Genomic DNA, 22,065 nt, shown 5'->3' with positions numbered 1-22,065 from the left:
TTCATTTCTGCGCTTTAATCCGCTGTGCGCTCGTCAGCTCCTTGGCTAAACTGCCGGATCATCAGTCGAAAAGCCGCTCATCATGCTTCGTTTATTGTTCTGGATCGTCGTGATTTTTGCCGCGATATGGTTGTGGCGTAAATTCAAGGCGCCTGCCGCATCCAACCCATCCAATCGCCCAAATCGCGAACAGGACGCGCCACCGATGGTGCGCTGCGCCCATTGCGGCGTACATTTGCCGCGCGACCGTGCGCTGAGCGTGCAACAACAGTGGTATTGCAGCCAGGCTCACCTCGAGCAAGGCCCGGGCTCCAGTGATCGCTGAGGCCACCCACGCCGACAGCAAACAGGCGCAGCGCCTGCTGCGCCTTTATCATCTCTACCGCTTAAGCATCGGCATCACCCTGGTGCTGCTGATCTCCAGCAACATGGACAACCGCCTGCTGACGTCGGCCAATGACGAATTGCTGCGCGGTGGCAGTTGGCTGTACCTGATCCTCAATATTCTGTTGGTGGTGTTCCTGGAGAACACACGACGGCCGGCGCAGCTATTCAGCCTGGCCCTCGTCGATATCCTGCTTTTATGCGCATTGTTCTTTGCTGCGGGCGGCGTCGGCAGTGCGCTGGGTAATTTGCTGATTGTCTCGGTGGCGATCAGCAACACCCTGCTACGGCGACGCATCGGCCTGTTGATCGCCGCTATCGGTGCGCTGGGCATCGTCGGCTCAAGTTTCCTGCTCGGCTTCAACCATCCCCTGAGCGCCAATGAATACTTGCAGGCCGGCACCCTCGGCGCTCTGTGCTTTGCCGCCTCGCTGTTGGTGCAAGGCTTGATCCGACGCCTGGAGGTCAGCGAAACCCTGGCCGAGCAACGCGCCAGCGAAGTGGTGGGGCTCGAAGCCCTCAACGCGCTGATCCTGCAACGCATGCGCACCGGCATTCTGGTGCTCGACGAGGCGCGTCGGGTGCAACTGGCCAACCACAGCGCACAAACCCTGCTCGCGCAATCGCAACTTCAGGGACATCTGATCGATGACTATTCGATGGCGCTGGTTGATCGCCTGCAACTGTGGATGAACAACCCGACCCTGCGCCCACAGAGCCTGAAAATCCCCGGCAACGGCCTGGAGCTGCAACCGAGTTTCATCGCCCTCGAACAAAGCCCAAACCAGCAAACCCTGGTGTTTCTCGAAGACCTCGCGCAAATCGCCCAACAAGCTCAGCAACTGAAACTCGCTGCGTTGGGGCGACTGACCGCTGGCATCTCCCATGAGATCCGCAACCCGCTGGGTGCCATCAGTCACGCCGCACAGCTATTGGCTGAATCCGAGGAACTCGATAGCGCCGATCGGCGTCTGACGCAGATCATTCAAGACCACTCCCAGCGCATGAACCGAGTCATCGAAAACGTCCTGCAACTGTCTCGCCGCCAACAGAGCGCCCCGCAACGACTGGATCTCAAGCCGTGGCTGGAAAACTTCGTTGTTGAAAGCCGCGAACAGGCCAGCGAGCGACAGCAGATTCACCTGCGAATCAATTCGGGGGATTTCACCACGCTGATGGACCCCAACCAGCTCACGCAAATTCTCGACAACCTGTTACGCAACGGCTGGCGCCACAGCGCCCTGCTGCACGATCAGGCGCAAGTCTGGCTGGCCCTGTTCATCGACGCCGACAGCCAGTTGGCGGTCCTTGAAGTGCAGGACAACGGCCCCGGCGTGCCTGCCGATGAACAGGCGCATCTGTTCGAACCGTTCTTCACCACCAGCAGCCAGGGCACCGGCCTTGGGCTTTATCTGTCCCGTGAGCTGTGCGAAAGCAACCAAGCGCGCCTAGACTTTCAATCACGCCAAGGCGGCGGCTGCTTTCGCATCACCTTTGCTCACGGACGGAAACAAAGTTGAATACGAGCCCACGGCAAAAAATCCTCATCGTCGACGACGAACCGGACATCCGCGAACTCCTGGAAATCACTCTGGGACGGATGAAGCTCGACACCTACAGCGCACGCAATCTGGCTGAAGCCCAGGCGCTGCTGAACCGCGAGAACTTCGATCTGTGCCTGACCGACATGCGCCTGCCCGATGGTACGGGGATGGAACTGGTGCAGCACATCCAGCAACGTTATCCACAACTGCCGGTGGCGATGATCACCGCCTATGGCAGCCTGGAAACGGCCATCAACGCTTTGAAAGCAGGTGCTTTCGACTTCCTGACCAAACCGGTCGACCTCACGCGCCTGCGCGAACTGGTCGGCACGGCCCTGCGCATGCCGGCGGCAGGAGGCAGCTCTACAACGATAGAACGGCGCTTGCTGGGCGATTCGCAGCCGATGCGCAGTCTGCGCAAGCAAATCGACAAACTCGCTCGCAGCCAAGCGCCGGTGTACATCAGTGGCGAGTCGGGCAGTGGCAAGGAACTGGTCGCGCGGCTGATCCATGAACAAGGGCCACGCGCCAGCCAGCCGTTCGTGCCGGTGAACTGTGGGGCAATACCTTCGGAGCTGATGGAAAGCGAGTTTTTCGGCCATCGCAAAGGCAGTTTCACCGGCGCGGTCGAAGACAAGCCGGGGCTGTTTCAGGCGGCCCACGGCGGCACGTTGTTCCTCGATGAAGTGGCAGACTTGCCGTTGTCGATGCAGGTAAAACTGCTGCGAGCGATTCAGGAAAAAGCTGTGCGCAGTGTTGGCGGTCAGCAGGAAAGCGTGGTCGATGTGCGGATCCTCTGTGCCACGCACAAGGACCTCGATGCCGAGGTCGCGGCCGAACGCTTTCGTCAGGACCTTTATTACCGCCTGAACGTGATTGAATTGCGCGTGCCGTCCCTGCGTGAGCGCCGTGATGACATTGAAGTGCTGGCAGCCAATATGCTCAAGCGCCTCGCCAAGGACACCGGCCAACCAGCAGCACGCTTGCATCCGCAGGCGTTGGAAGCGCTGAAGAATTACCGGTTTCCGGGGAATGTGCGGGAGCTGGAAAACGTGCTCGAACGGGCGCACACCTTGTGTGAAAACCGCACGATCGAGGCAGAGGATTTGCGCTTGAGCGAGGGGAACTGCGCGGCGGATGGCGGGATTGCCGATCTGACGCAGATCGACAATCTTGAGGATTACCTGGAGAACGTCGAGCGGAAGCTGATTCTGCAAGCGCTGGAGGAGACGCGCTGGAATCGTACGGCGGCGGCGCAGCGCTTGAGTCTATCGTTCAGGTCGATGCGTTACAGGCTGAAAAAACTCGGTTTGGACTGAGGGCCCCTTCGCGAGCAAGCTCGCTCTCACATTGGATTTTTTGACCGACAAAGATCAACTGTGGGAGCGAGCCTGCTCGCGAAAGCGATCTGCCAGGCTACAGAGAAATATCAGACTAAATGCGGCCTTCAGGCGCATACGGCGCCGGATCAATAATCGGCGCCCTTCCCAGCATCACATCGGCAAACAACTGACACGACGCTGGCGCCAGCACCAGCCCATTGCGGTAATGTCCGCAGTTCAGCCACAACCCGGCAAACCCCGGCACACGGCCAATGTACGGAATGCCCTCCGGCGACCCCGGACGCAACCCTGCCCAGTGCCCTACCACTTCGGCCTCTGCCAGCGCCGGCAACAATTCCACCGCTGAAGCCTTGAGACTTTCCAGCGCAACGTCGGTTGGGGTCTTGTCGTAACCTTCGTGCTCCAGCGTGCTGCCGATCAGGATATGACCGTCACGACGCGGAATTGCATAACGCCCTTTGGCCAGCACCATGCTCGGCAGGAAATCTGCCGCACATTTATAGAGAATCATCTGGCCTTTGACTGGTTCGACCGGCAATGTCAGATCCAGCGTCTTGAGCAGATCACCGCTCCACGCCCCCGCGGTCAGTACGACCTGATCACCGTTGATCACACCCTTCGACGTCTCGACGCCAACAACCTGCCCGCCCTCACGGACAAACCCGCTGACTTCGCACTGTTCATGAATCGTCACGTTAGGCAGTGCCTGCAACGCCGCTTTCAGTGATTTCACCAGACGCGGATTGCGCACGTTGGCGACATCCGCCATGTAGATCGCTCGGGAGAAACCGCCACCGAGCACCGGCACCGCATCATGCGCCGCCGAGATATCCACAGCCCGCAGCGGCCGGTTTTCCCGCTCGGCCCAGGCCAGCGCTTCGGCTTCATCGTCCAGATCCAGCCAGTACAGGCCGGTGGTATGTACTTCAGGATCCACCCCGGTGTCAGCGAACAAACGCTCGCCGAGCTGTGGATAAAAATCCTGCGACCAGTGCGCCAGTGCCGTGACCGCCGGGCTATAACGCCACGGATATAACGGCGAAACGATACCGCCGCCCGCCCAGGACGATTCCTGGCCGAGGTTCGAGCGATCGAGCAGCACCACGCTGCGTACTTCGGAGGCGAGATTGTAGGCGGTCAGCAGGCCAATCACCCCGCCACCGACAATCACCACTTGCTGTTGCCTGGTCATGTTTGATCCAACCGTAAAAAAGACAGTGGGCGCAAAAGGCACCCGAAAGAAAGCGCCTCAGCGGCCCCAGCAATCCTTGGTGGTCAGCCCGGTAGTCGCGTTGTTCATGCTTCTGACACCGGTGTTGGTCAGGGTGAAATCCCCGCATTTGTCGGTGGCCATGGCCGTGCCCGTCTTGCGGGTGGCGGTCAACAGGAAGGTCTGGTCAGCGATGGTCGGGGTGATGGTGTAGAAATCAGTGCCCGTGCTGAGCCCGGTAACGCCGGTGTAGACATTGCTCTTGGTGTAGAAACGTTCAAGGGTCTGCGCCTGCTCCGAGAGCAGCGACACCACTTCGGCGCGACGGCCCTTTTTCACATATTCGGTATAGCTCGGTGCGGCGATGGTGATGACGATCCCGATGATCGCAATCACGATCATGATTTCGATCAGGGTGAAGCCTCGGTTGGATCTGCGCATGCCTCAAACTCTCGCTTACTGTATTTGTCGCCACATGATACGACGGCTGCCGCCACCGCCCTTTTCTACAATGATCGTGATGGTGCCACTGGTGTCGGTCGTACCCTTGCGCTTGCCATCGCTGGAGACGAAGTTCAGGGTCGGAATGCCACCGGTGAATATCACGCCGCTGGAGATCGAGTCATTGCTGTCGACCAAACCGTCAGAGCTGGTATCGAGCACGGCGTAATTGAGCATCTTACCGCTGAACGCATCCAGTTCGACCAGTTTGCCGGTACCAAAACTCGCACAGGGATCAGTGGTATCAACACTCGCCGTGGTAAAGACAACACGGCCCAGCACGATACTCGCCTGATTGATCACCCGCTCGCCGGTCAGCACGTTGTTGTACACCAGCGGAAGATACCAACCCTTCTCCGCCGGATACGTCGTGTCATTCTGCGTTGTGGTCAGAAACTGTCCAGAGCTGCCGGAGAATGATCCGGTGATCGCCTGCGGCTGCAAACTGCTGACGGTCAACTGTCCAGAACCACCATCGGCGTCCCACACGGAATAGAACGCCTGCAAATCCTTGTTGGTCTTATCGGCCGTTTCATTGAACTTGCCGGTACCGACGAAGACCTGTTTGCCGCCCAGCGCGTTATCCGCCAGTAACGGCTGCGCGGTGATCGGTTGAGTCGCCCCGCCCGCCGTGGTGAACAGTGGCTTGCCGGAAAACGCCACGCCCCAACTATCGGAGGACGTGGCACTCAGGTCGAACTTCCATAACCGCCCCTTCAAGTCGCCACCGTAAGCGGCCTGCACCACATTCGAAGAGTTGACCTTGAGTTTCACCGACGACAAACCGTTGGTGGTTTCCGTGCTGTCGATAACGATTTTCCTGATCAGCGAACCGTCCAGCGCATCCAGTACATACAGGGCCGCCACGCCCGAATTACTGCCGTAGCCATTGGCAATGAATGTCGCCCAGCGACCATTGGCCAAGCGTGCCACTTCCGGACGGGCGTAGGCATAACCCAGATCATTGAATGCGTTCGCAGCACTGGCGGTGGCCGGCGCACTGACCTCCCACAAGGCCTTGATCACATTGCCCGCAGACGCATCAAACAGTTGCAGCCCGTAGAAGGTTTTACCCCCGGCACCGGTGCCGCCAATGGCCAGGGTTTTCCACGCGGTGCCGGACTGCGCGTCGAACACCCCAACCTGACCGTCTACCAAAAACTTGTGGCTCACACCGTTGACGTAGTTGGTATCGGCGATCAGGCGCAATGACGGCAGCACACTGGACGGCATGTAGGCGTAACGGCGAGTACCGTTCGCCGAATTGATCACGTTGACGAAACCATCGTTGGCGTTGACGACCAGGCTGGTGTTCATATTCGCAGCCTTGGTGGCCAGGTAAGTGCTGTAGCTGGTGTCGCCGGAAAGATCGGAGGCGGTTTTGTCTGATGGCGAAGCCAGCACCAGCGGCGAATTGATGATGTCGCCGAGCAGCACGCTGCGCACTTTCAGCCCGGCCTTGTTCGTGCCCTTGCTCCACTCCACCAGATCAATGCCACTGATACCGGTGGGCAATCCCTGACTCAGCGTGGTCTGCTGGGCCGGGGAAAAGTTGCCGTAAGCCAGGGTTACCGCTGCGTTGCTCAGGGTATTCCATGACTGAAAGGTCGCGGCGGTGGCGGCTGGCACGATGGTGGTGTCGGTCGTCCACTGCGCCGCCGAGGTATTGACCGTCCCGGTCGAGGTGAACCCAAACGACTTGATCGTGCCGCGCCAGTCCTTGGGGTCATAAGTGGTTTGATAAAAGCTGCTGCTGGACGTCAGTGTGGTTCCGCTGGTGACTCCCGCGCCGCCGGAGCCGGCCTTGGACGTGATGTCGCTCAGCGCCGAGGATAAGGCGGCGTTGAGCCCGGTACTGTCGGTCGCCTGGTAATACCTGCCCTGTCCATAACTGGCGGCGTCCGACAGCATGTCATTATCGGCGGTGAAACCCACGGTGTAGGTGTTCATGTTCTGTTTGGGAAAATCCACCGCACTCCAGCTCTTACCCGCTGCGTCGGTGCCGGTCGAACGCATATCGATGTCAAAGGCAAACTTGGCGATGTCATCCAGATACAGCGTATCCCCTTCACCATCACCGTTAAGGTTGTTGCCGTCATTGTTGACGCCATCCCAGTTCGGCAAACGGCTGCCGCCCAGTGGGTCATTGGTGGGGAAAGTACGGTCGAAGGTCGGCAAGCCGTCGGTGATCACCACACCATAGTTTTTCTGGCAGCGGTACTGAATCGGGCTGGTGTAGGTGGTCGGTGTGCTGTTGTAGTACGGCGCCATGCCACGCATGTAACGAGTGATTTCGTAATAGGTTTCCGCCAACGGCGTGTTGGCCACGGCGCTCAAACCGTTGATGGAAGAGATCAGTGCGTTGTAATTGGAGTCGGCCTGGGCTTGAGTCACGCTGCCGGACACCGGCGACAAATCGCTGATCGCACGAGCAATGAAACCGCCATTGCCGGAATTGTTGCTGGTGGCCGGATTGAATGTCGACAGACCCATACGCAACGTGCGGTTGCTGCTGACCAATGCCGTGGAGACGTTGCGCGCGACGTTGATGCGGTAGTCGTTGGGAATCGCCCCGGTGGTGAAATCGCGTGTGCCGTTGTTGATGGCCATGCCGAATACGTAGGAAATGTAATCCCCTGAGTAACGCGTATTGCCGCTGCCGACCGGATCCGGCAGCTTCAGGCACAACGGCGCCAGACTGTTGTTGTAGAACGCATAGGCGCCGCCGGAGCAACCTGATGTCGGCAGGCTGGACAGAAAGATCGTATCGCCGGTAATCGCTGTCGAACTCAGGCACAGGCCAAGTAAGGCGTTGCATTGCCGGGCCGGGGTGAAATTGTCGGTGGGGTCAAAACCGGTCGCATAGATGATGCTGTTCATACTCCCCGAATCGTCGATCAGCAGCATGACGTTGGGTGGTACCGCTGCCGCACTCAACAGCGGCGAATCGGAAGGCGTGAACGCATACGCCGGCGCGGCCAGATAACAGCTCAGCAGCATGCCGATCCATAGTGATATGCAGCGCTCAATACTTCGCATAAACACTCTCCACCACGCTACGCGAAGTGCCGGCGATGCCGACCGCTGTAACCCGATACAACGTCACCGAGGTGTTGCTCGGTACGTTCACGGCCGTCAGAGTCGTACCGATGTTCTGTACTCCATAGAATCCATTGCCGGCCGCAATCCAGGTCACCCCGGAAGTCGAATTGAGTCCCGCCGCGCTGACCACCGACGACTCCGCCGGCGGCGCGCATTGCGTGGTACCGCTGCATACAGCCAGCGAATAACTGTCCAGTTGCACCGCACTTTCGCCAATGCGCAACGCCGCCTCGGCAGTCTGGAACGACTGATTGCGCAGGCTCACGCTGCCGGCCATTTTTTCCTGCAGGTTGGCGCTCTGCATCGACGACAGACCAATCAGGGTCAGTAACAACAGGAATACCAGACTGACCAGCAAGACCATGCCGTGCTGCGCCTGACGGGTGTGGAGAGTCATCCTCATCGCCGCGCCCCTCACTGCAAGCGGTTGCGCAAAGCGGCAACCACGTTGAAGGTTTGATTGCGCACCCGGTTGTTCGGGTCGGTGAGGGTCAGGCTCAGGCGCACACTGCGGATGCGCGCCGGATCACTGGGATTGGCGCTGTAAGTCGAAGCGGCCACATCCGTTGCCGAACTGGCCAGACCGAACATCACGGTGAACGCACTGACGTTGTTCACCAGCACCTGCTGCGCAGGATTGCCGCTGCCGGTGCCCATGAGAATCTGATTGTTGCTGAAGCTGTAGATCAGACGCCGGATCGGGAACGCGATCTGCCCGCTCGCCGGGGAGCGCAAGCCGGTATAGGCCGTTGCGCTGTTGCGGCAATCGGAGACCACGGTCCAGGTTGGCGTGCCCCCGCCGCTGCCGATATCGGCAGTGACCAGCGTCAGTTTGAGGTTGGCATTGTCCCAGTTGATCGGCGTGACCTGCGCAGCGTTGAAGTCGCCCGCACTGCTCGAATCGGTAATGGTGCCAAGACAGCCGAACATCCCGACCATGCGAATTTCCTGAATCATCTTGCTCAACACAAACCGTGCGTCTTCCTGCATCGCCGCGGCAGTGTTCTGGCTGACATAAGTATTTTTCGCCGCGATGAAAATCTGCACCACGCCCAGCACCACGATGAGCCCCAGTGCCAAAGCAATAAGTAATTCGATCAGACCGAATCCACGGTTTTGCTGCTTCATGGCGTGGCCACCGGATCAACCGCAGCGCGGCTGGTCAGGACAAAGCTGCGCTGGGCGCTGGCGGTGTTGGCGGCTCGCGCATCGCTCCAGTTGATGGTGATGGTGTAGACGCGCTGATTGAGGGTGATGCTGCCAGTCGCGGTCGGCCCACCGAAGTTGGTGATGTTGGTAGTGAAATCGTAGAGGTCCTGATCGCGGGCAACGCTCAGATTGCCCGAGGTCGGCGGCGTGGCGGTGTAGTCGGCGCCGGAGTTGGCGCGGATGCGGTCCATCATGTCGTAGGCAATGAAACTGGCCTGACTGGTCATCCGTGAGCTATCGGTGTACTTCAGCGCATTCAGTTGCACCGCTGCCGCGCCCAGCAGCCCGACCGTCAGAATCAGCAACGCGACCAGCACCTCGATCAGCGTCATGCCGTGCTGTGCATTTTTGCTCCCTGCCCTCATCCGCAACTTCCACCCAATTGAATTCGTCCGTTCAAACACACGTTCAGCGTCCTGCTTTGCGTTCCCAGCGTGTAACTGATGACCACCGCCGTCGACGGCGCCGCCAGACCGCCAAGGTTGTTGAAATCCAGTGCGGTCACTCCTGAGGGTAGCGTCAGAGTCGCACCACTGCTCATCGCGGGAACAACCCGCAACACATTGGCCGGAGTGCCAGTACTGTCATAAACCGCCAGTTCACCGGTCCAGACGCTGCCGCCGGCAGTCGGGCGCAGGCGCAAGGTAGTACCTCGATTTATGGCTTCGAGCCTGGCGAAATTGATCGCCCGTTGCAGATCGCCCATCTCGGTATCAGCCCTGCTGCCCTGTACCGAACGGGTGAACGCCGGCACCGCCAGGGTAATCAGGATCACAAAGATCGCGATCGCAACCAACAACTCGATCAGCGTGAAACCTTTTGTACGAAGATCCATCGATGCCCTCCGTTGCCGTCGGCTATACCTGCTTCTACACGCTAGAACATTCAACCGGCCCGCGTCGGTTGATTTGCCCTGCCCGGCGCACGGAGCGCGCCGTTCATCACATTCCACGGAGGGTGTTTTCATGCCGCAACAGGGTTTCAGCCTGATAGAACTGCTTATGGGACTGGCGATTGGCGCAATTGTTCTGCTGCTGGTCAGTCCGGCGTTCGCCACGCTCAGAGAATCGAGCCATCGGGATCAAGCGGCGCAATCGCTGCTCGATGGCCTGCGTAACGCTCGCACACTGGCCATCACGCGCAATCAGAGCGTGGTGATTCATGGCATCAACGGCGACTGGAGTCAGGGCTGGCGAATCATTCTGGATATCAGCGGCAAAGGGCCGAAGGACAGCAGCAATCCGCTGCTGCAAGAGCGTGCGAGTGACACGCAGGTGCCGATTGTCGGCAATTGGTCGGTGAGTGGTTACGTACGTTTCAGCAGTCTGGGGCAACCACTGATGCCCGGGCGGGCGTTTCAGGCTGGGACATTACATGTCTGCTCGGCTCGCGAGCCGGTCAGTCAGCGCCAGATAGTACTGGCGGCGACCGGTCGCGTGCGCCTGAACAGTCAAGAGACTGAGCAGGCGCTGTGTCAAAAAACCGAAAACGTCAGATCGAACGCACGCGCAGCTCTTTAGGCATCGAGAACGTAATGTTCTCTTCACGCCCGGCCAGTTCATCGGCACCGGTAGCGCCCCAGGCCTGCAATTGCTGAATCACGCCGCGCACCAGTACCTCCGGCGCGGAAGCACCGGCGGTAATGCCGATACGCTCAACGCCATCGAACCAGCTCTTTTGCAGGTCTTCGGCACCGTCGATCAGGTAGGCCGGTGTGGCCATGCGCTCGGCGAGTTCACGCAGACGATTGGAGTTGGAGCTGTTCGGGCTGCCGACCACCAACACCACGTCGCACTCGTCAGCCAATTGCTTGACCGCGTCCTGACGGTTTTGCGTGGCGTAGCAGATATCGTCCTTGCGCGGGCCGCCGATAGCCGGGAAGCGCGTGCGCAGCGCATCGATGACACGACTGGTATCGTCCATCGACAGCGTGGTCTGGGTGACGAAAGCCAGTTTGTCCGGGTTGTGCACCTGCAATTCGGCGACGTCTTTCTCGTCTTCAACGAGGTAGATCGCGCCGCCATTGCTGCCGTCGTACTGGCCCATGGTGCCTTCGACTTCCGGGTGACCGGCGTGACCGATCAGGATGCACTCACGACCGTCGCGGCTGTATTTCGCCACTTCGATGTGCACCTTGGTCACCAGCGGGCAAGTGGCGTCGAATACTTTCAGGCCACGGCCGGCGGCTTCGGTGCGCACAGCTTGGGAAACACCGTGAGCACTGAAAATCACGATGACATCGTCCGGCACCTGATCCAGCTCCTCGACGAAGATCGCCCCGCGACTACGCAGGTCTTCAACGACAAACTTGTTGTGCACCACTTCGTGACGCACGTAGATCGGCGGCCCGAAGACTTCCAGGGCGCGGTTGACGATTTCGATCGCCCGGTCCACGCCGGCGCAGAAGCCACGGGGGTTGGCGAGTTTGATTTGCATGCTGTGCCTCGTGTCTTGCGCGCGAAAACAATGAATTACTAATTGTGGGAGCGAGCCTGCTCGCGAAAGCTGACTGACATTCAACACTGATGTCGCCTGACACACCGCATTCGCGAGCAGGCTCGCTCCCACATTTTTACAGCGCTTTAACGTTGATGATCTCGACGTCAAAGGTCAGCGTCTTGCCCGCCAGCGGGTGGTTGAAGTCGATGGTCACTTGCGTGTCGTCGAACTCTTTCACCACACCCGGCAGCTCAGTATTGGCCGCATCGTTGAAGATCACCAGCAAACCCGGTGACAACTCCATGTCGACGAACTGCGAACGCGGAATGATCTGCACGTTCTGCGGGTTCGGCTGGCCGAAGGCGTTTTCCGGCTCGACGGTCAGCGTGCGCTTGTCGCCGGCCTTGAAGCCGAACAGCGCTGCTTCGAAACCCGGCAGCAGGTTGCCGTCGCCGACCTTGAAGGTCGCCGGGGCTTTGTCGAACGTACTGTCGACGGTGTCGCCGTTCTCCAGGCGCAATGCAAAGTGCAAGGTGACTTCCGTGTTCTGGCCGATGCGTTGCTCAGCCAATACCTGTTCAGTCATGAACGGCTTCTCCGGTCTTTTTACTTTTGAACATATCCAGTGCCAGCATCACCGCGCCAACGGTAATCGCGCTGTCGGCGAAGTTGAACGCCGGGAAGTACCAGCGGTTCTGCCAGTGCACCAGAATGAAATCGATCACATGGCCCAGGGCAATGCGGTCATACAGATTGCCCAGCGCGCCGCCCAATACCAGCGCCAGCGCGACGGCCAGCCAGGTTTCGTTGCGGCCCAGACGCTTGAGCCAGACCACCAGCACCGCACTGACCACAATCGCGATCAGGGCAAACAGCCAGCGCTGCCAGCCGGAGCTGTCAGCCAAAAAGCTGAAAGCAGCGCCGGTGTTGTAAGCCAGGGTCCAGCTGAAGTAATCGGGAATGATCACGATCTGCTGGAACATTTCGAGCTTGCCTTCGAAGTAGAACTTGCTGGCCTGGTCGATGACCAGAACCAGCAAACTCAACCACAGCCAGCTCAACCGTCCGAAACGGCCAACGGCATTAGGCATAGTGACGAACCTCGCCAGCGCCGCTGATGTTGTCGACGCAACGACCGCAGATTTCCGGATGCTCCGGGTTCACGCCGACGTCTTCGCGGCAGTGCCAGCAACGGGCGCACTTCGGGAAGGCCGATTTGACGATCTTCAGCTTCAGGCCGCTGACTTCAGTCACTACCGCATCAGCCGGTGCCTGAACGAACGGCGCAACGCTTGCGGTCGAAGTGATCAGGACAAAGCGCAGTTCGTTGCTCAGCTTGGCCAGATCGGCGCTCAGGGCGTCTTCGGCGTACAGCGTCACTTCGGCTTGCAGGTTGCCACCGACAGCTTTCGCTGCGCGCTGGATTTCCATTTCTTTGTTGACCGCTACTTTGACCGCCATCACGCGTTCCCAGTAGTCGCGACCCAGTTCCACGTCAGCCGGCAGTTCGGTCAGGCCTTCGTACCAGGTGTTGAGCATCACCGATTCGTTACGCTCGCCCGGCAGGTATTCCCACAGTTCGTCAGCAGTAAAGGCGAGGATCGGCGCGATCCAGCGCACCAGCGCTTCGGAGATATGGAACAGCGCGGTTTGCGCCGAACGGCGGGCCTTGCTGTTGGCGCCAGTGGTGTACTGACGGTCCTTGATGATGTCGAGGTAGAAACCGCCCAGCTCCTGCACGCAGAAGTTGTGGATCTTCGAGTAGACGTTCCAGAAACGGTATTCGCCGTAGTGCTCTTGCAGCTCGCGCTGCAGCAGCAAGGTGCGGTCGACCGCCCAACGATCCAGCGCGAGCATTTCTTCGGCCGGAAGGATGTCGGTGGCCGGGTTGAAGCCGGTCAGGTTCGAGAGCAGGAAACGCGCGGTGTTACGGATACGACGATAGGCGTCCGCACTGCGCTGCAGGATCTGGTCGGAAACCGCCATTTCGCCGGAGTAGTCGGTCGAAGCCACCCACAGACGCATGATGTCGGCGCCCAGGGTGTCGTTGACCTTCTGCGGCGCGATCACGTTGCCCAGCGATTTGGACATCTTGCGGCCGGCTTCGTCGACGGTGAAACCGTGGGTCAGCAGTTCGCGGTACGGCGCGTGGTTGTCGATGGCGCAACCGGTCAGCAGCGACGAGTGGAACCAGCCACGGTGTTGGTCGGAACCTTCCAGATACAGGTCGGCACGCGGGCCGCTCTCGTGGCCCATGGGGTGCGAACCGCGCAGGACGTGCCAGTGCGTGGTGCCCGAATCGAACCAGACGTCGAGGGTGTCGCTGATCTTGTCGTACAGCGGCGCTTCGTCGCCGAGCAGTTCGGCAGCGTCCATCTTGAACCAGGCTTCGATGCCTTCGACTTCAACGCGTTTGGCGACTTCTTCCATCAGCTCGACGGTGCGTGGGTGCAGTTCGCCGCTTTCCTTGTTGAGGAAGAACGGGATCGGCACGCCCCAGTTACGTTGACGCGAGATGCACCAGTCCGGACGGTTGGCGATCATCGAGTGCAGGCGCGCTTGGCCCCAGGCCGGAACGAACTTGGTGTCCTCAATGGCTTTGAGCGAGCGCACACGCAGGGTGTCACCGCTGGTTGGCTCTTTATCCATGCCGATGAACCACTGCGCAGTCGCGCGGTAGATCAGCGGGGTTTTGTGACGCCAGCAGTGCATGTAGCTGTGTTCGATGACGGTGGTGTGCATCAGCGCACCGACTTCGGTCAGCTTGTCGACGATGGCCGGGTTGGCCTTCCAGATGAACTGACCGCCGAAGAACTCCAGCGACGGCACGTACACGCCGTTGCTCTGCACCGGGTTGAGGATGTCGTCGTTGACCATGCCGTATTTCTTGCAGGTCACGAAGTCGTCCACGCCGTAGGCCGGAGCGGAGTGAACCACACCGGTGCCAGCGCCCAGTTCGACGTAGTCAGCCAGGTACACCGGCGACAGACGGTCGTAGAACGGGTGACGGAAGTTGATCAGTTCCAGCTGTTTACCGGTGGTGGTGGCGATGACCGAACCTTCCAGGCTGTAACGCGCCAGGCAGGCCTCGACCAGCTCTTCAGCCAGTACCAGCAGCTTGTCGCCGACATCAACCAACGCGTAGTTGAATTCCGGGTGCACGTTGAGCGCCTGGTTGGCCGGGATGGTCCACGGGGTAGTGGTCCAGATCACGATCGAGGCAGGCTTGCTCAACGATGGCAGACCGAACGCGGCAGCCAGTTGGGCTTCGTCAGCGATCGGGAAGGCCACGTCGATGGTCGAGGACTTTTTGTTCTCGTACTCGACTTCCGCTTCAGCCAAAGCCGAACCGCAGTCGAAGCACCAGTTCACAGGCTTCAAGCCCTTGAACACGAAACCGCCCTTGACGATTTCCGCGAGGGCGCGGATTTCACCGGCCTCGTTCTTGAAATCCATGGTCTTGTACGGGTTAGCCCAATCGCCCAGCACGCCGAGACGGATGAATTCGGACTTCTGCCCTTCGATCTGCTCGGTGGCGTAGGCACGGCACAGTTCGCGGGTCTTGTCCGCGCCCAGATTTTTGCCGTGGGTCACTTCAACCTTGTGCTCGATCGGCAGGCCGTGGCAGTCCCAACCCGGAACATACGGCGCGTCGAAGCCCGACAGGGTCTTCGAGCGGATGATCATGTCCTTGAGAATCTTGTTCAGTGCGTGACCGATGTGGATCGTGCCGTTGGCATACGGAGGGCCGTCATGCAAAACGAACTTCGGACGATCCTTGCCAATCTCGCGCAACTTTCCGTACAGGCCAATACTGTCCCAGCGCTGCAGGATCTGCGGTTCGCGCTGTGGCAGGCCGGCCTTCATTGGGAAGGCGGTGTCCGGAAGGTTAAGCGTGGCTTTATAGTCGGTCATTTAAGGCTCTTCATTAGCGATGGGCGCTAGGTGCGGCTAGTGCACGGGCGGTGGCGACATCCGCATTGATCGCCGTTTTCAATGCCTCCAGGGAGGCGAAGCGCTGCTCTTCACGCAGCTTTTGGTGGAAAACCACCGTCAAACGCCGGTCATACAGATCGCCGGCAAAATCTAAAAGATGGACTTCAAGGTGGGCCTTGCCATCACCTTGCACCGTAGGCCGTACGCCGATATTGGCGACACCGGGCCAGGTCTTGCCGTCGATATCGACATCCACCAGGTACACCCCGGTGAACGGCACGCGACGACGCTTGAGTTGAATGTTCGCAGTCGGCGTACCCAGTTGCCGGGCCAGCTTCTGGCCATGCAGCACGCGACCGGCGATGCGGTACGGGCGGCCGAGCAAACGTTCGGCCAAGGCAAAATCGGCGGCGGCCAAGGCGTTGCGCACTTGTGTGCTGCTGACGCGAATGCCGTCCAGCTCGACGGTTTGTGCCGCTTCGACGGTAAAACCGTGCATCTGCCCGGCCTGCATCAGAAAATCGAAATCGCCGAGGCGGTCGCAGCCGAAGCGGAAATCATCGCCGACTTCCAGGTGCTGCACGCCGAGGCCATCGACGAGGATGGTGTCGACGAACTCACTCGCGCTGAGCTTGCTCAAGCGCTGGTTGAACGCCAGGCACAAGACCCGGTCAACGCCTTCGGCAGCCAACAATTGCAGCTTGTCGCGCAACCTTGCCAGACGCGCCGGCGCAGTCTCGGGGGCAAAGAACTCCCGTGGCTGCGGCTCGAAAATCACCACGCAGCTGGGTACGCCCAACTCGAGCGCACGCTCACGCAGTCGGGCCAGGATAGCCTGGTGACCACGGTGAACACCGTCAAAGTTGCCAATAGTGGCGACGCAGCCCCGATGCTGGGGGCGCAAGTTGTGGAGGCCTCGAACCAGCTGCATAACGCGCTTCTTGCTCATAAAGTGGTCGATTATAACCACACCCGACGGTCGACGACAGGCAACACCGTAACGCAAAGTGAACGAGCCGACAAAACTGCCGGCCCGGGCCTGCTTATAAAGGGTAAAACCTTAGCTCAAGGCCTTGCGATTGAAGTCTCGCAGGCGGAAACCGAGCAGCAGCAACATACCGAAATAAGCGACCACGCCCGCCGCGACCAATGCGCCCAGACGCAGAAAGCGCTCAAGCATGTGCCCCTGATCCCACGCCGGCATGAAATGCATGCCCAGCAACAGCACTGCCGACATCACCGCCACCGCGATAACCAGTTTGAAACCGAACTTGGCCCAACCCGGCTGCGGCTGATACATCTGCTGCTTGCGCAGTTGATAGAACAGCAATCCGGCGTTGAGACAGGCACCGGCACTGATCGCCAGTGCCAGCCCCGCGTGCGCCAACGGGCCAATCAGTACCAGGTTGAACAACTGAGTGACCACCAGGGTGAAGATTGCGATTTTTACCGGCGTACGGATGTTCTGTTGCGCATAAAAGCCCGGCGCCAAGACTTTGATCACGATAATCCCGAGCAACCCGACAGAGTAAGCAATCAATGCGCGCTGAGTCATTTCGGCGTCAAAGCCGCTGAACTGACCGTACTGGAATAGCGAAACCGTCAGCGGCTCGGCGAGAATCCCCAGCGCCAGCGCACACGGCAGCACCAGCACAAAGCACAGACGCAGGCCCCAATCGAGGATTCGCGAGTATTCGTGGCGATCCTTGCTCGCGTAAGTTTTTGCCAGGGTCGGCAGCAGGATTGTGCCCAGCGCCACACCCAGTACGCCGGATGGCAACTCCATCAGGCGGTCGGCGTAATACATCCACGACACCGAGCCTGCGACCAGAAACGAGGCGAAGATGGTGTTGATGATCAGCGAGATCTGGCTGACCGAGACGCCGAGAATCGCCGGCAGCATCTGCTTCATTACGCGCCAGACGCCGGTATCGCGCAGATTCAGACGCGGCAGTACCAGCATGCCGATCTTTTTCAGGTGCGGCAGCTGGTAGAGCAATTGCGCCAGACCACCGACCAGCACCGCCCAACCGAGCGCCATCACCGGCGGGTCAAAGTACGGTGTGAGGAACAGCGAAAACACGATCATGCTGACGTTAAGCAGAGTCGGCACGAAGGCCGGCACGGAGAAACGGTTCCAGGTATTGAGAATCGCGCCCGCCAGTGAGGACAGGGAGATCAGCAATATATAAGGGAAGGTCACCCGCAACAGATCAGAAGTGAGCTGGAATTTTTCCGGCGTGTCGGTAAAACCCGGAGCCGTAGCCCAGATCACCCAGGGTGCGGCAATCATGCCCAGCGCAGTCACCACCGCGAGCACCAGTGTCAGCAAACCCGAGACATAGGCAATGAACGTACGGGTTGCCTCTTCACCTTGCTGGCTTTTGTATTCAGCGAGAATCGGCACGAATGCTTGAGAAAACGCACCTTCAGCGAAGATTCGTCGCAGCAGATTGGGCAATTTGAAGGCAATAAAGAAGGCATCCGTCGCCATCCCGGCGCCGAATGTACGGGCAATCAGCGTGTCACGAACAAAGCCCAGAATCCGGGAAAGCATCGTGATAGAGCTGACGGCGGCCAACGATTTGAGCAGATTCATTGAGGGAATTTGTGCCTGTCGATAAACAGCAGGCGAACAAAGCGCCTACTTGTGCGATACTCCGCGCCGCAGCAGCACAGAGCCAAAGCTCGCGAGTTTACAGGTCAAGCGCCGGAAATAAATATCCCGCCTCTTTATACCTACCACTTAGCGGAACGTTTCAAGTGCCCTTGACAAGACTTCAACTCATCGGCATGATTCGCGGCCTATTTTGTTTGCTATTTCCTAAAAAGTCTTTCGAGGAGCTCGACGGTGGCCAACTCACCTTCCGCCAAAAAACGTGCAAAACAGGCTGAGAAGCGTCGCAGCCACAACGCCAGCCTGCGTTCCATGGTTCGCACCTACATCAAGAATGTAGTTAAAGCCATCGACGCAAAAGACGCTGAAAAAGCTCAAGCTGCATACGTTCTGGCTGTGCCAGTTATCGACCGTATGGCCGATAAAGGCATCATCCACAAGAACAAGGCTGCTCGCCATAAGAGCCGTCTGAATGGCCACGTCAAAGCACTGAAAGAAGCTGCTTAATCCGACGTAGTCATTAAAAAACCGACCTTAGGGTCGGTTTTTTATTGCCTGTGATTTAACAAATCCCAGCGCAAAAAAATGTAGGAGTGAGCCCACTCGCGATAGCGGTGTCACAGTCAATAATTGCATCGACTGACACACCGCTATCGCGAGCAGCCCCACTCCTACAGTTGGTTTCGCGGCGTTATTGCTGGACCGGCACCCACGGCAGGATCGGGATGGCGGTCACGGCATTCTGCGGACTGCCTTCGATCAAGCGGTCGCTGTAGACCAGATACACCAGCGTGTTGCGCTTCTTGTCGAGGAAACGCACCACCTGCATGGTCTTGAATACCAGCGAAGTGCGCTCCTTGAACACCTCATCGCCATCCTTCAGATCACCCTTGAACTTGATCGGACCAACCTGGCGACAGGCGATCGACGCTTCGGCGCGATCCTCAGCCAGACCGAGACCGCCCTTCACACCGCCCGTCTTGGCGCGCGACAGGTAACAGGTCACCCCTTCGACTTTCGGATCATCGAAAGCCTCGACCACAATGCGGTCGTTCGGGCCGACAAACTTGAACACCGTCGACACCTGACCGATTTCCTCGGCCGAGGCGAGCAATGGCATTGCCATCAGCAAGCCCAACAATCCTTTCGCTAAACGCATCGAGTTTTCCTTAGACCAGAATCAGGTTGTCACGGTGAACCAGTTCCGGCTCCGCCATGTAACCGAGCAAACCGACAATCGCATCCGACGACTGACCGATGATTTTTTGCGCTTCCAGCGCACTGTAGTTAGCCAGGCCCCGGGCAATCTCACGACCGTCAGGCGCCACACAGACCACCATTTCGCCGCGGCGGAAACTGCCCTGCACCAACTTCACACCGACAGGCAGCAGGCTTTTATTGCCCTTGGACAACGCCGACACCGCCCCCTCATCCAGCACCAGGGTGCCGCGAGTTTGCAGATGCCCGGCCAGCCATTGCTTGCGCGCCGCGAGCATGCCGCGCTCCGGCGACAGCAAGGTGCCAATGCGCTCACCCGCTTTCAGGCGATCAAGCACGCGCTCAAGACGCCCACCGACAATGATGGTGTGCGCACCGGAACGCGCAGCCAGTCGCGCCGCACGCAGCTTGGTCTGCATGCCGCCGCGCCCCAGCGCACCACCCGTGCCGCCCGCTACCGCATCGAGGCTCGGATCATCGGCGCGCGCTTCGTAAATCAGCTGCGCTTCAGGGTTGTTACGCGGATCAGCGTCGAACATGCCGTCGCGATCGGTCAGGATCACCAGCAGATCCGCCTCGACCAGATTCGCCACCAACGCCGCCAGCGTGTCGTTGTCGCCGAAACGGATTTCATCAGTGACCACAGTGTCGTTTTCGTTGATCACCGGGATGACTTTCAGCTCGACCAGTGCGCGCAAGGTGCTGCGGGCGTTCAGGTAGCGCTTGCGGTCGGACAGGTCGTCATGAGTCAGCAGAATCTGTGCAGTGTGCCGGCCATGCTCAGCGAAGCTCGACTCCCACGCCTGCACCAGACCCATCTGACCAATAGCAGCGGCCGCCTGGAGCTCGTGCATCGCACTGGGTCGTGCGGTCCAGCCCAAACGACTCATGCCGGCCGCCACCGCCCCAGAGGACACCAGCACCAACTCGACGCCAGCCTCATGCAAGGCCACCATCTGCTCGACCCAGACACTCATTGCCGCGCGATCCAGCCCCTTGCCATCAGCTGTCAGCAAAGCGCTGCCGATCTTCACGACCCAACGCTGCGCACCTGTCACCTTGCTCCGCATCATCTTCAACCTTAGCTTGAGGGCAGCGCGACCCAGCGCCGCCCATGACGTTATTTGTGACTTGCGATTTCCAGATACTAAAACGCCGCTCGATTGAGCGGCGCCATAGAAAAACGGCTTGCAGCGATGATAACACCGCCCCGAGATGAAGACTCAGCACACACCAGCGATCTTCTGGAGATCAAAAGATCGCAGCCTGCGGCAGCTCCTACCCAACGAATCAGTCACGCACGTAAATGATTTCCGGACCGTCTTCGTCATCCACATCTTCTTCGTCCCAATCATCGTCGCCGATGTCATGGACCGACTTCACACCGCTGCGACGCAGGGCACGCTTGTCATCCAGCGCCTGCAGTTGCGCGCGAGCTTCGTCTTCGATGCGCTGATCGAGATCGGCCAGCTCTTCCTTGTACGCCGGGTCGGCAGCCAAACGGTCGGCACGATCTTCCATGTAACGCATGATGTCGTGGCACAGACGCTCGGTACCGATCTTGGCGATGGCCGAGATAACGTAGACCGGACCGGTCCACTCGAGGCGATCAACGATTTCCTTGACGCGCTCATCGTGATCCTCTTCAAGGATCTGGTCGCACTTGTTCAGTACCAGCCAACGATCACGCTCAGCCAGGGACGGGCTGAACTTGATCAGCTCGTTGACGATCACTTCAGCGGCATCCGGTGCACTGCTGTCATCCAGCGGCGCCATGTCGACGAGGTGCAGCAGCAGACGCGTACGCGCCAAGTGCTTGAGGAAGCGAATACCCAGACCGGCACCGTCGGAAGCACCTTCGATCAGACCCGGAATGTCGGCAATGACGAAGCTCTTCCAGCGATCGACGCTGACCACACCGAGGTTCGGCACCAGCGTGGTGAACGGGTAGTCGGCGACTTTCGGCTTGGCGGCCGATACGGAACGGATAAAGGTACTTTTACCGGCGTTCGGCAAGCCCAGCAGACCGACGTCAGCCAGGACTTTCATTTCCAGCTTCAGGTCGCGCTGCTCACCCGGCTTACCCGGAGTGGTCTGACGCGGCGCACGGTTGGTACTGGATTTGAAACGGGTGTTACCCAGCCCGTGCCAACCGCCCTGCACGACCATCAGCTTCTGGCCAGCCTTGGTCAGGTCGCCAATCACTTCCTGGGTAGCAGAGTCGATCACCGTGGTGCCGACCGGCACGCGCAGGATCAGGTCTTCGCCTTTTTTACCGGTGCAGTCAGTGCTGCCGCCGTTGGAACCACGCTCGGCATCGAAGTGCCGGGTGTAACGGTAGTCGACCAGTGTGTTGAGGTTTTCATCGGCCATCATGTAGATGGAACCGCCATCACCACCATCACCGCCGTTCGGGCCACCGTTTTCGATGAACTTTTCCCGACGGAAACTCATGGCGCCATTGCCGCCGTCACCAGCCTTTACACGAATCGATACTTCATCAACAAACTTCATAACCAACGCCTCTCGCCATACGGACGAGCCGAAAAACAATCAAGACAT

General features: G+C 59.3%; 21 protein-coding genes. 5 read left to right on the top strand and 16 right to left on the bottom strand.

The window, feature by feature from the left end; translation table 11 throughout:
* Nucleotides 1-82: 82 nt before the first annotated feature.
* Genes ACM6IN_RS23390 through ACM6IN_RS23380 form a run of 3 tightly spaced genes read left to right on the top strand, consistent with a single transcriptional unit; the run spans nucleotide 83 to nucleotide 3,247 of the window.
* Complete coding sequence (locus ACM6IN_RS23390) at nucleotides 83-325, top strand: PP0621 family protein (RefSeq protein WP_007909852.1); 243 nt, start codon at nucleotides 83-85, stop codon at nucleotides 323-325.
* A complete protein-coding gene (locus tag ACM6IN_RS23385) occupies nucleotides 315-1,904 on the top strand; it encodes a sensor histidine kinase (protein WP_095114078.1) in 1,590 nt (529 codons plus the stop codon). Before ACM6IN_RS23390 ends, ACM6IN_RS23385 begins: the two co-directional genes overlap by 11 nt.
* Nucleotides 1,901-3,247 (top strand): sigma-54-dependent transcriptional regulator, encoded by a 1,347-nt coding sequence (locus ACM6IN_RS23380; RefSeq protein WP_414916775.1) that lies wholly within the window; start codon nucleotides 1,901-1,903, stop codon nucleotides 3,245-3,247. Before ACM6IN_RS23385 ends, ACM6IN_RS23380 begins: the two co-directional genes overlap by 4 nt.
* 115 nt (nucleotides 3,248-3,362) lie before the next feature.
* On the opposite strand, the gene thiO is transcribed toward ACM6IN_RS23380, so the two are convergent.
* The 7 genes from thiO to ACM6IN_RS23345 are packed head-to-tail and all read right to left on the bottom strand — an operon-like array spanning nucleotide 3,363 to nucleotide 10,128.
* Entirely contained in the window at nucleotides 3,363-4,463 is a 1,101-nt protein-coding gene (gene thiO, locus ACM6IN_RS23375) for a glycine oxidase ThiO (RefSeq protein ID WP_007909847.1), read from the bottom strand.
* Nucleotides 4,464-4,520: 57 nt separating this feature from the next.
* On the bottom strand, nucleotides 4,521-4,922 hold the full coding sequence (locus ACM6IN_RS23370) for a type IV pilin protein (RefSeq protein ID WP_007909846.1): 402 nt from the start codon (nucleotides 4,920-4,922) through the stop codon (nucleotides 4,521-4,523).
* Nucleotides 4,923-4,937: 15 nt separating this feature from the next.
* Nucleotides 4,938-8,021: a pilus assembly protein gene (locus ACM6IN_RS23365; protein ID WP_414916774.1), complete on the bottom strand. Its 3,084-nt coding sequence runs from the start codon at nucleotides 8,019-8,021 to the stop codon at nucleotides 4,938-4,940.
* Nucleotides 8,008-8,487 (bottom strand): PilX N-terminal domain-containing pilus assembly protein, encoded by a 480-nt coding sequence (locus ACM6IN_RS23360; protein WP_414916773.1) that lies wholly within the window; start codon nucleotides 8,485-8,487, stop codon nucleotides 8,008-8,010. The genes ACM6IN_RS23365 and ACM6IN_RS23360 overlap by 14 nt, the downstream gene beginning before the upstream one ends.
* Nucleotides 8,488-8,498: 11 nt before the next feature.
* On the bottom strand, nucleotides 8,499-9,212 hold the full coding sequence (locus ACM6IN_RS23355) for a PilW family protein (protein ID WP_095114075.1): 714 nt from the start codon (nucleotides 9,210-9,212) through the stop codon (nucleotides 8,499-8,501).
* Complete coding sequence (gene pilV, locus ACM6IN_RS23350) at nucleotides 9,209-9,658, bottom strand: type IV pilus modification protein PilV (protein ID WP_007909841.1); 450 nt, start codon at nucleotides 9,656-9,658, stop codon at nucleotides 9,209-9,211. Before pilV ends, ACM6IN_RS23355 begins: the two co-directional genes overlap by 4 nt.
* Entirely contained in the window at nucleotides 9,655-10,128 is a 474-nt protein-coding gene (locus ACM6IN_RS23345) for a GspH/FimT family pseudopilin (protein ID WP_414916772.1), read from the bottom strand. The genes pilV and ACM6IN_RS23345 overlap by 4 nt, the downstream gene beginning before the upstream one ends.
* Nucleotides 10,129-10,258: 130 nt before the next feature.
* Here ACM6IN_RS23345 and ACM6IN_RS23340 point away from each other — a divergent pair, with 130 nt between their 5' ends.
* Nucleotides 10,259-10,813 (top strand): GspH/FimT family pseudopilin, encoded by a 555-nt coding sequence (locus tag ACM6IN_RS23340; RefSeq protein WP_414916771.1) that lies wholly within the window; start codon nucleotides 10,259-10,261, stop codon nucleotides 10,811-10,813.
* Here the strand turns inward: ACM6IN_RS23340 and ispH are convergent.
* From ispH to murJ, 6 genes are all read right to left on the bottom strand, one after another.
* Complete coding sequence (gene ispH / locus ACM6IN_RS23335; RefSeq protein WP_007909838.1) at nucleotides 10,785-11,729, bottom strand: 4-hydroxy-3-methylbut-2-enyl diphosphate reductase; 945 nt, start codon at nucleotides 11,727-11,729, stop codon at nucleotides 10,785-10,787. The two genes, ACM6IN_RS23340 and ispH, sit on opposite strands and share 29 nt — an antisense overlap.
* Nucleotides 11,730-11,865: 136 nt before the next feature.
* Complete coding sequence (fkpB, locus tag ACM6IN_RS23330; protein WP_174245140.1) at nucleotides 11,866-12,303, bottom strand: FKBP-type peptidyl-prolyl cis-trans isomerase; 438 nt, start codon at nucleotides 12,301-12,303, stop codon at nucleotides 11,866-11,868.
* Nucleotides 12,304-12,310: 7 nt separating this feature from the next.
* Nucleotides 12,311-12,823, bottom strand: coding sequence for a signal peptidase II (gene lspA, locus ACM6IN_RS23325; protein ID WP_007909836.1), 513 nt, complete (start codon nucleotides 12,821-12,823; stop codon nucleotides 12,311-12,313).
* The gene (gene ileS / locus ACM6IN_RS23320) at nucleotides 12,816-15,647 is read right to left on the bottom strand and encodes an isoleucine--tRNA ligase (RefSeq protein WP_414895059.1); all 2,832 of its coding nucleotides are present in this window, start codon (nucleotides 15,645-15,647) and stop codon (nucleotides 12,816-12,818) included. Before ileS ends, lspA begins: the two co-directional genes overlap by 8 nt.
* A gap of 13 nt (nucleotides 15,648-15,660) precedes the next feature.
* The gene (ribF, locus tag ACM6IN_RS23315; RefSeq protein WP_007909828.1) at nucleotides 15,661-16,599 is read right to left on the bottom strand and encodes a bifunctional riboflavin kinase/FAD synthetase; all 939 of its coding nucleotides are present in this window, start codon (nucleotides 16,597-16,599) and stop codon (nucleotides 15,661-15,663) included.
* Between the two features lie 129 nt (nucleotides 16,600-16,728).
* The gene (murJ, locus tag ACM6IN_RS23310; RefSeq protein WP_007909826.1) at nucleotides 16,729-18,267 is read right to left on the bottom strand and encodes a murein biosynthesis integral membrane protein MurJ; all 1,539 of its coding nucleotides are present in this window, start codon (nucleotides 18,265-18,267) and stop codon (nucleotides 16,729-16,731) included.
* 252 nt (nucleotides 18,268-18,519) lie between these two features.
* On the opposite strand from murJ, the gene rpsT reads away from it, so the two are divergent.
* Nucleotides 18,520-18,792: a 30S ribosomal protein S20 gene (gene rpsT, locus ACM6IN_RS23305; protein ID WP_003228351.1), complete on the top strand. Its 273-nt coding sequence runs from the start codon at nucleotides 18,520-18,522 to the stop codon at nucleotides 18,790-18,792.
* A gap of 184 nt (nucleotides 18,793-18,976) precedes the next feature.
* Here the strand turns inward: rpsT and ACM6IN_RS23300 are convergent, their stop codons facing one another.
* The 3 genes from ACM6IN_RS23300 to cgtA all read right to left on the bottom strand — a co-directional run bounded on the left by ACM6IN_RS23300 (nucleotide 18,977) and on the right by cgtA (nucleotide 22,017).
* The gene (locus ACM6IN_RS23300) at nucleotides 18,977-19,444 is read right to left on the bottom strand and encodes a CreA family protein (protein ID WP_007909822.1); all 468 of its coding nucleotides are present in this window, start codon (nucleotides 19,442-19,444) and stop codon (nucleotides 18,977-18,979) included.
* A gap of 10 nt (nucleotides 19,445-19,454) precedes the next feature.
* Complete coding sequence (gene proB / locus ACM6IN_RS23295; RefSeq protein ID WP_042704923.1) at nucleotides 19,455-20,573, bottom strand: glutamate 5-kinase; 1,119 nt, start codon at nucleotides 20,571-20,573, stop codon at nucleotides 19,455-19,457.
* A gap of 220 nt (nucleotides 20,574-20,793) precedes the next feature.
* Nucleotides 20,794-22,017: an Obg family GTPase CgtA gene (gene cgtA, locus ACM6IN_RS23290; RefSeq protein ID WP_123375908.1), complete on the bottom strand. Its 1,224-nt coding sequence runs from the start codon at nucleotides 22,015-22,017 to the stop codon at nucleotides 20,794-20,796.
* Nucleotides 22,018-22,065 lie beyond the last annotated feature (48 nt).

This window comes from Pseudomonas sp. IT-P395 (assembly GCF_949767675.1).
Lineage (GTDB): Bacteria > Pseudomonadota > Gammaproteobacteria > Pseudomonadales > Pseudomonadaceae > Aquipseudomonas.
Note: the sequence above shows the minus strand (reverse complement) of the source record. Positions and strands in the feature narration are given on the sequence as shown.

Bases quoted from the DNA above. Each gene is read 5' to 3' on its own strand.
- ACM6IN_RS23345 (WP_414916772.1), bottom strand. From the start codon at position 10,128: ATGGATCTTCGTACAAAAGGTTTCACGCTGATCGAGTTGTTGGTTGCG.
- ACM6IN_RS23340 (WP_414916771.1), top strand. From the start codon at position 10,259: ATGCCGCAACAGGGTTTCAGCCTGATAGAACTGCTTATGGGACTGGCG.
- ileS (WP_414895059.1), bottom strand. From the start codon at position 15,647: ATGACCGACTATAAAGCCACGCTTAACCTTCCGGACACCGCCTTCCCA.
- murJ (WP_007909826.1), bottom strand. From the start codon at position 18,267: ATGAATCTGCTCAAATCGTTGGCCGCCGTCAGCTCTATCACGATGCTT.
- proB (WP_042704923.1), bottom strand. From the start codon at position 20,573: ATGCGGAGCAAGGTGACAGGTGCGCAGCGTTGGGTCGTGAAGATCGGC.
- ACM6IN_RS23370 (WP_007909846.1), bottom strand. From the start codon at position 4,922: ATGCGCAGATCCAACCGAGGCTTCACCCTGATCGAAATCATGATCGTG.
- cgtA (WP_123375908.1), bottom strand. From the start codon at position 22,017: ATGAAGTTTGTTGATGAAGTATCGATTCGTGTAAAGGCTGGTGACGGC.
- lspA (WP_007909836.1), bottom strand. From the start codon at position 12,823: ATGCCTAATGCCGTTGGCCGTTTCGGACGGTTGAGCTGGCTGTGGTTG.
- ACM6IN_RS23390 (WP_007909852.1), top strand. From the start codon at position 83: ATGCTTCGTTTATTGTTCTGGATCGTCGTGATTTTTGCCGCGATATGG.
- ispH (WP_007909838.1), bottom strand. From the start codon at position 11,729: ATGCAAATCAAACTCGCCAACCCCCGTGGCTTCTGCGCCGGCGTGGAC.
- ACM6IN_RS23300 (WP_007909822.1), bottom strand. From the start codon at position 19,444: ATGCGTTTAGCGAAAGGATTGTTGGGCTTGCTGATGGCAATGCCATTG.
- pilV (WP_007909841.1), bottom strand. From the start codon at position 9,658: ATGAGGGCAGGGAGCAAAAATGCACAGCACGGCATGACGCTGATCGAG.
- ACM6IN_RS23355 (WP_095114075.1), bottom strand. From the start codon at position 9,212: ATGAAGCAGCAAAACCGTGGATTCGGTCTGATCGAATTACTTATTGCT.
- ACM6IN_RS23365 (WP_414916774.1), bottom strand. From the start codon at position 8,021: ATGCGAAGTATTGAGCGCTGCATATCACTATGGATCGGCATGCTGCTG.
- ACM6IN_RS23360 (WP_414916773.1), bottom strand. From the start codon at position 8,487: ATGAGGATGACTCTCCACACCCGTCAGGCGCAGCACGGCATGGTCTTG.
- thiO (WP_007909847.1), bottom strand. From the start codon at position 4,463: ATGACCAGGCAACAGCAAGTGGTGATTGTCGGTGGCGGGGTGATTGGC.
- ribF (WP_007909828.1), bottom strand. From the start codon at position 16,599: ATGCAGCTGGTTCGAGGCCTCCACAACTTGCGCCCCCAGCATCGGGGC.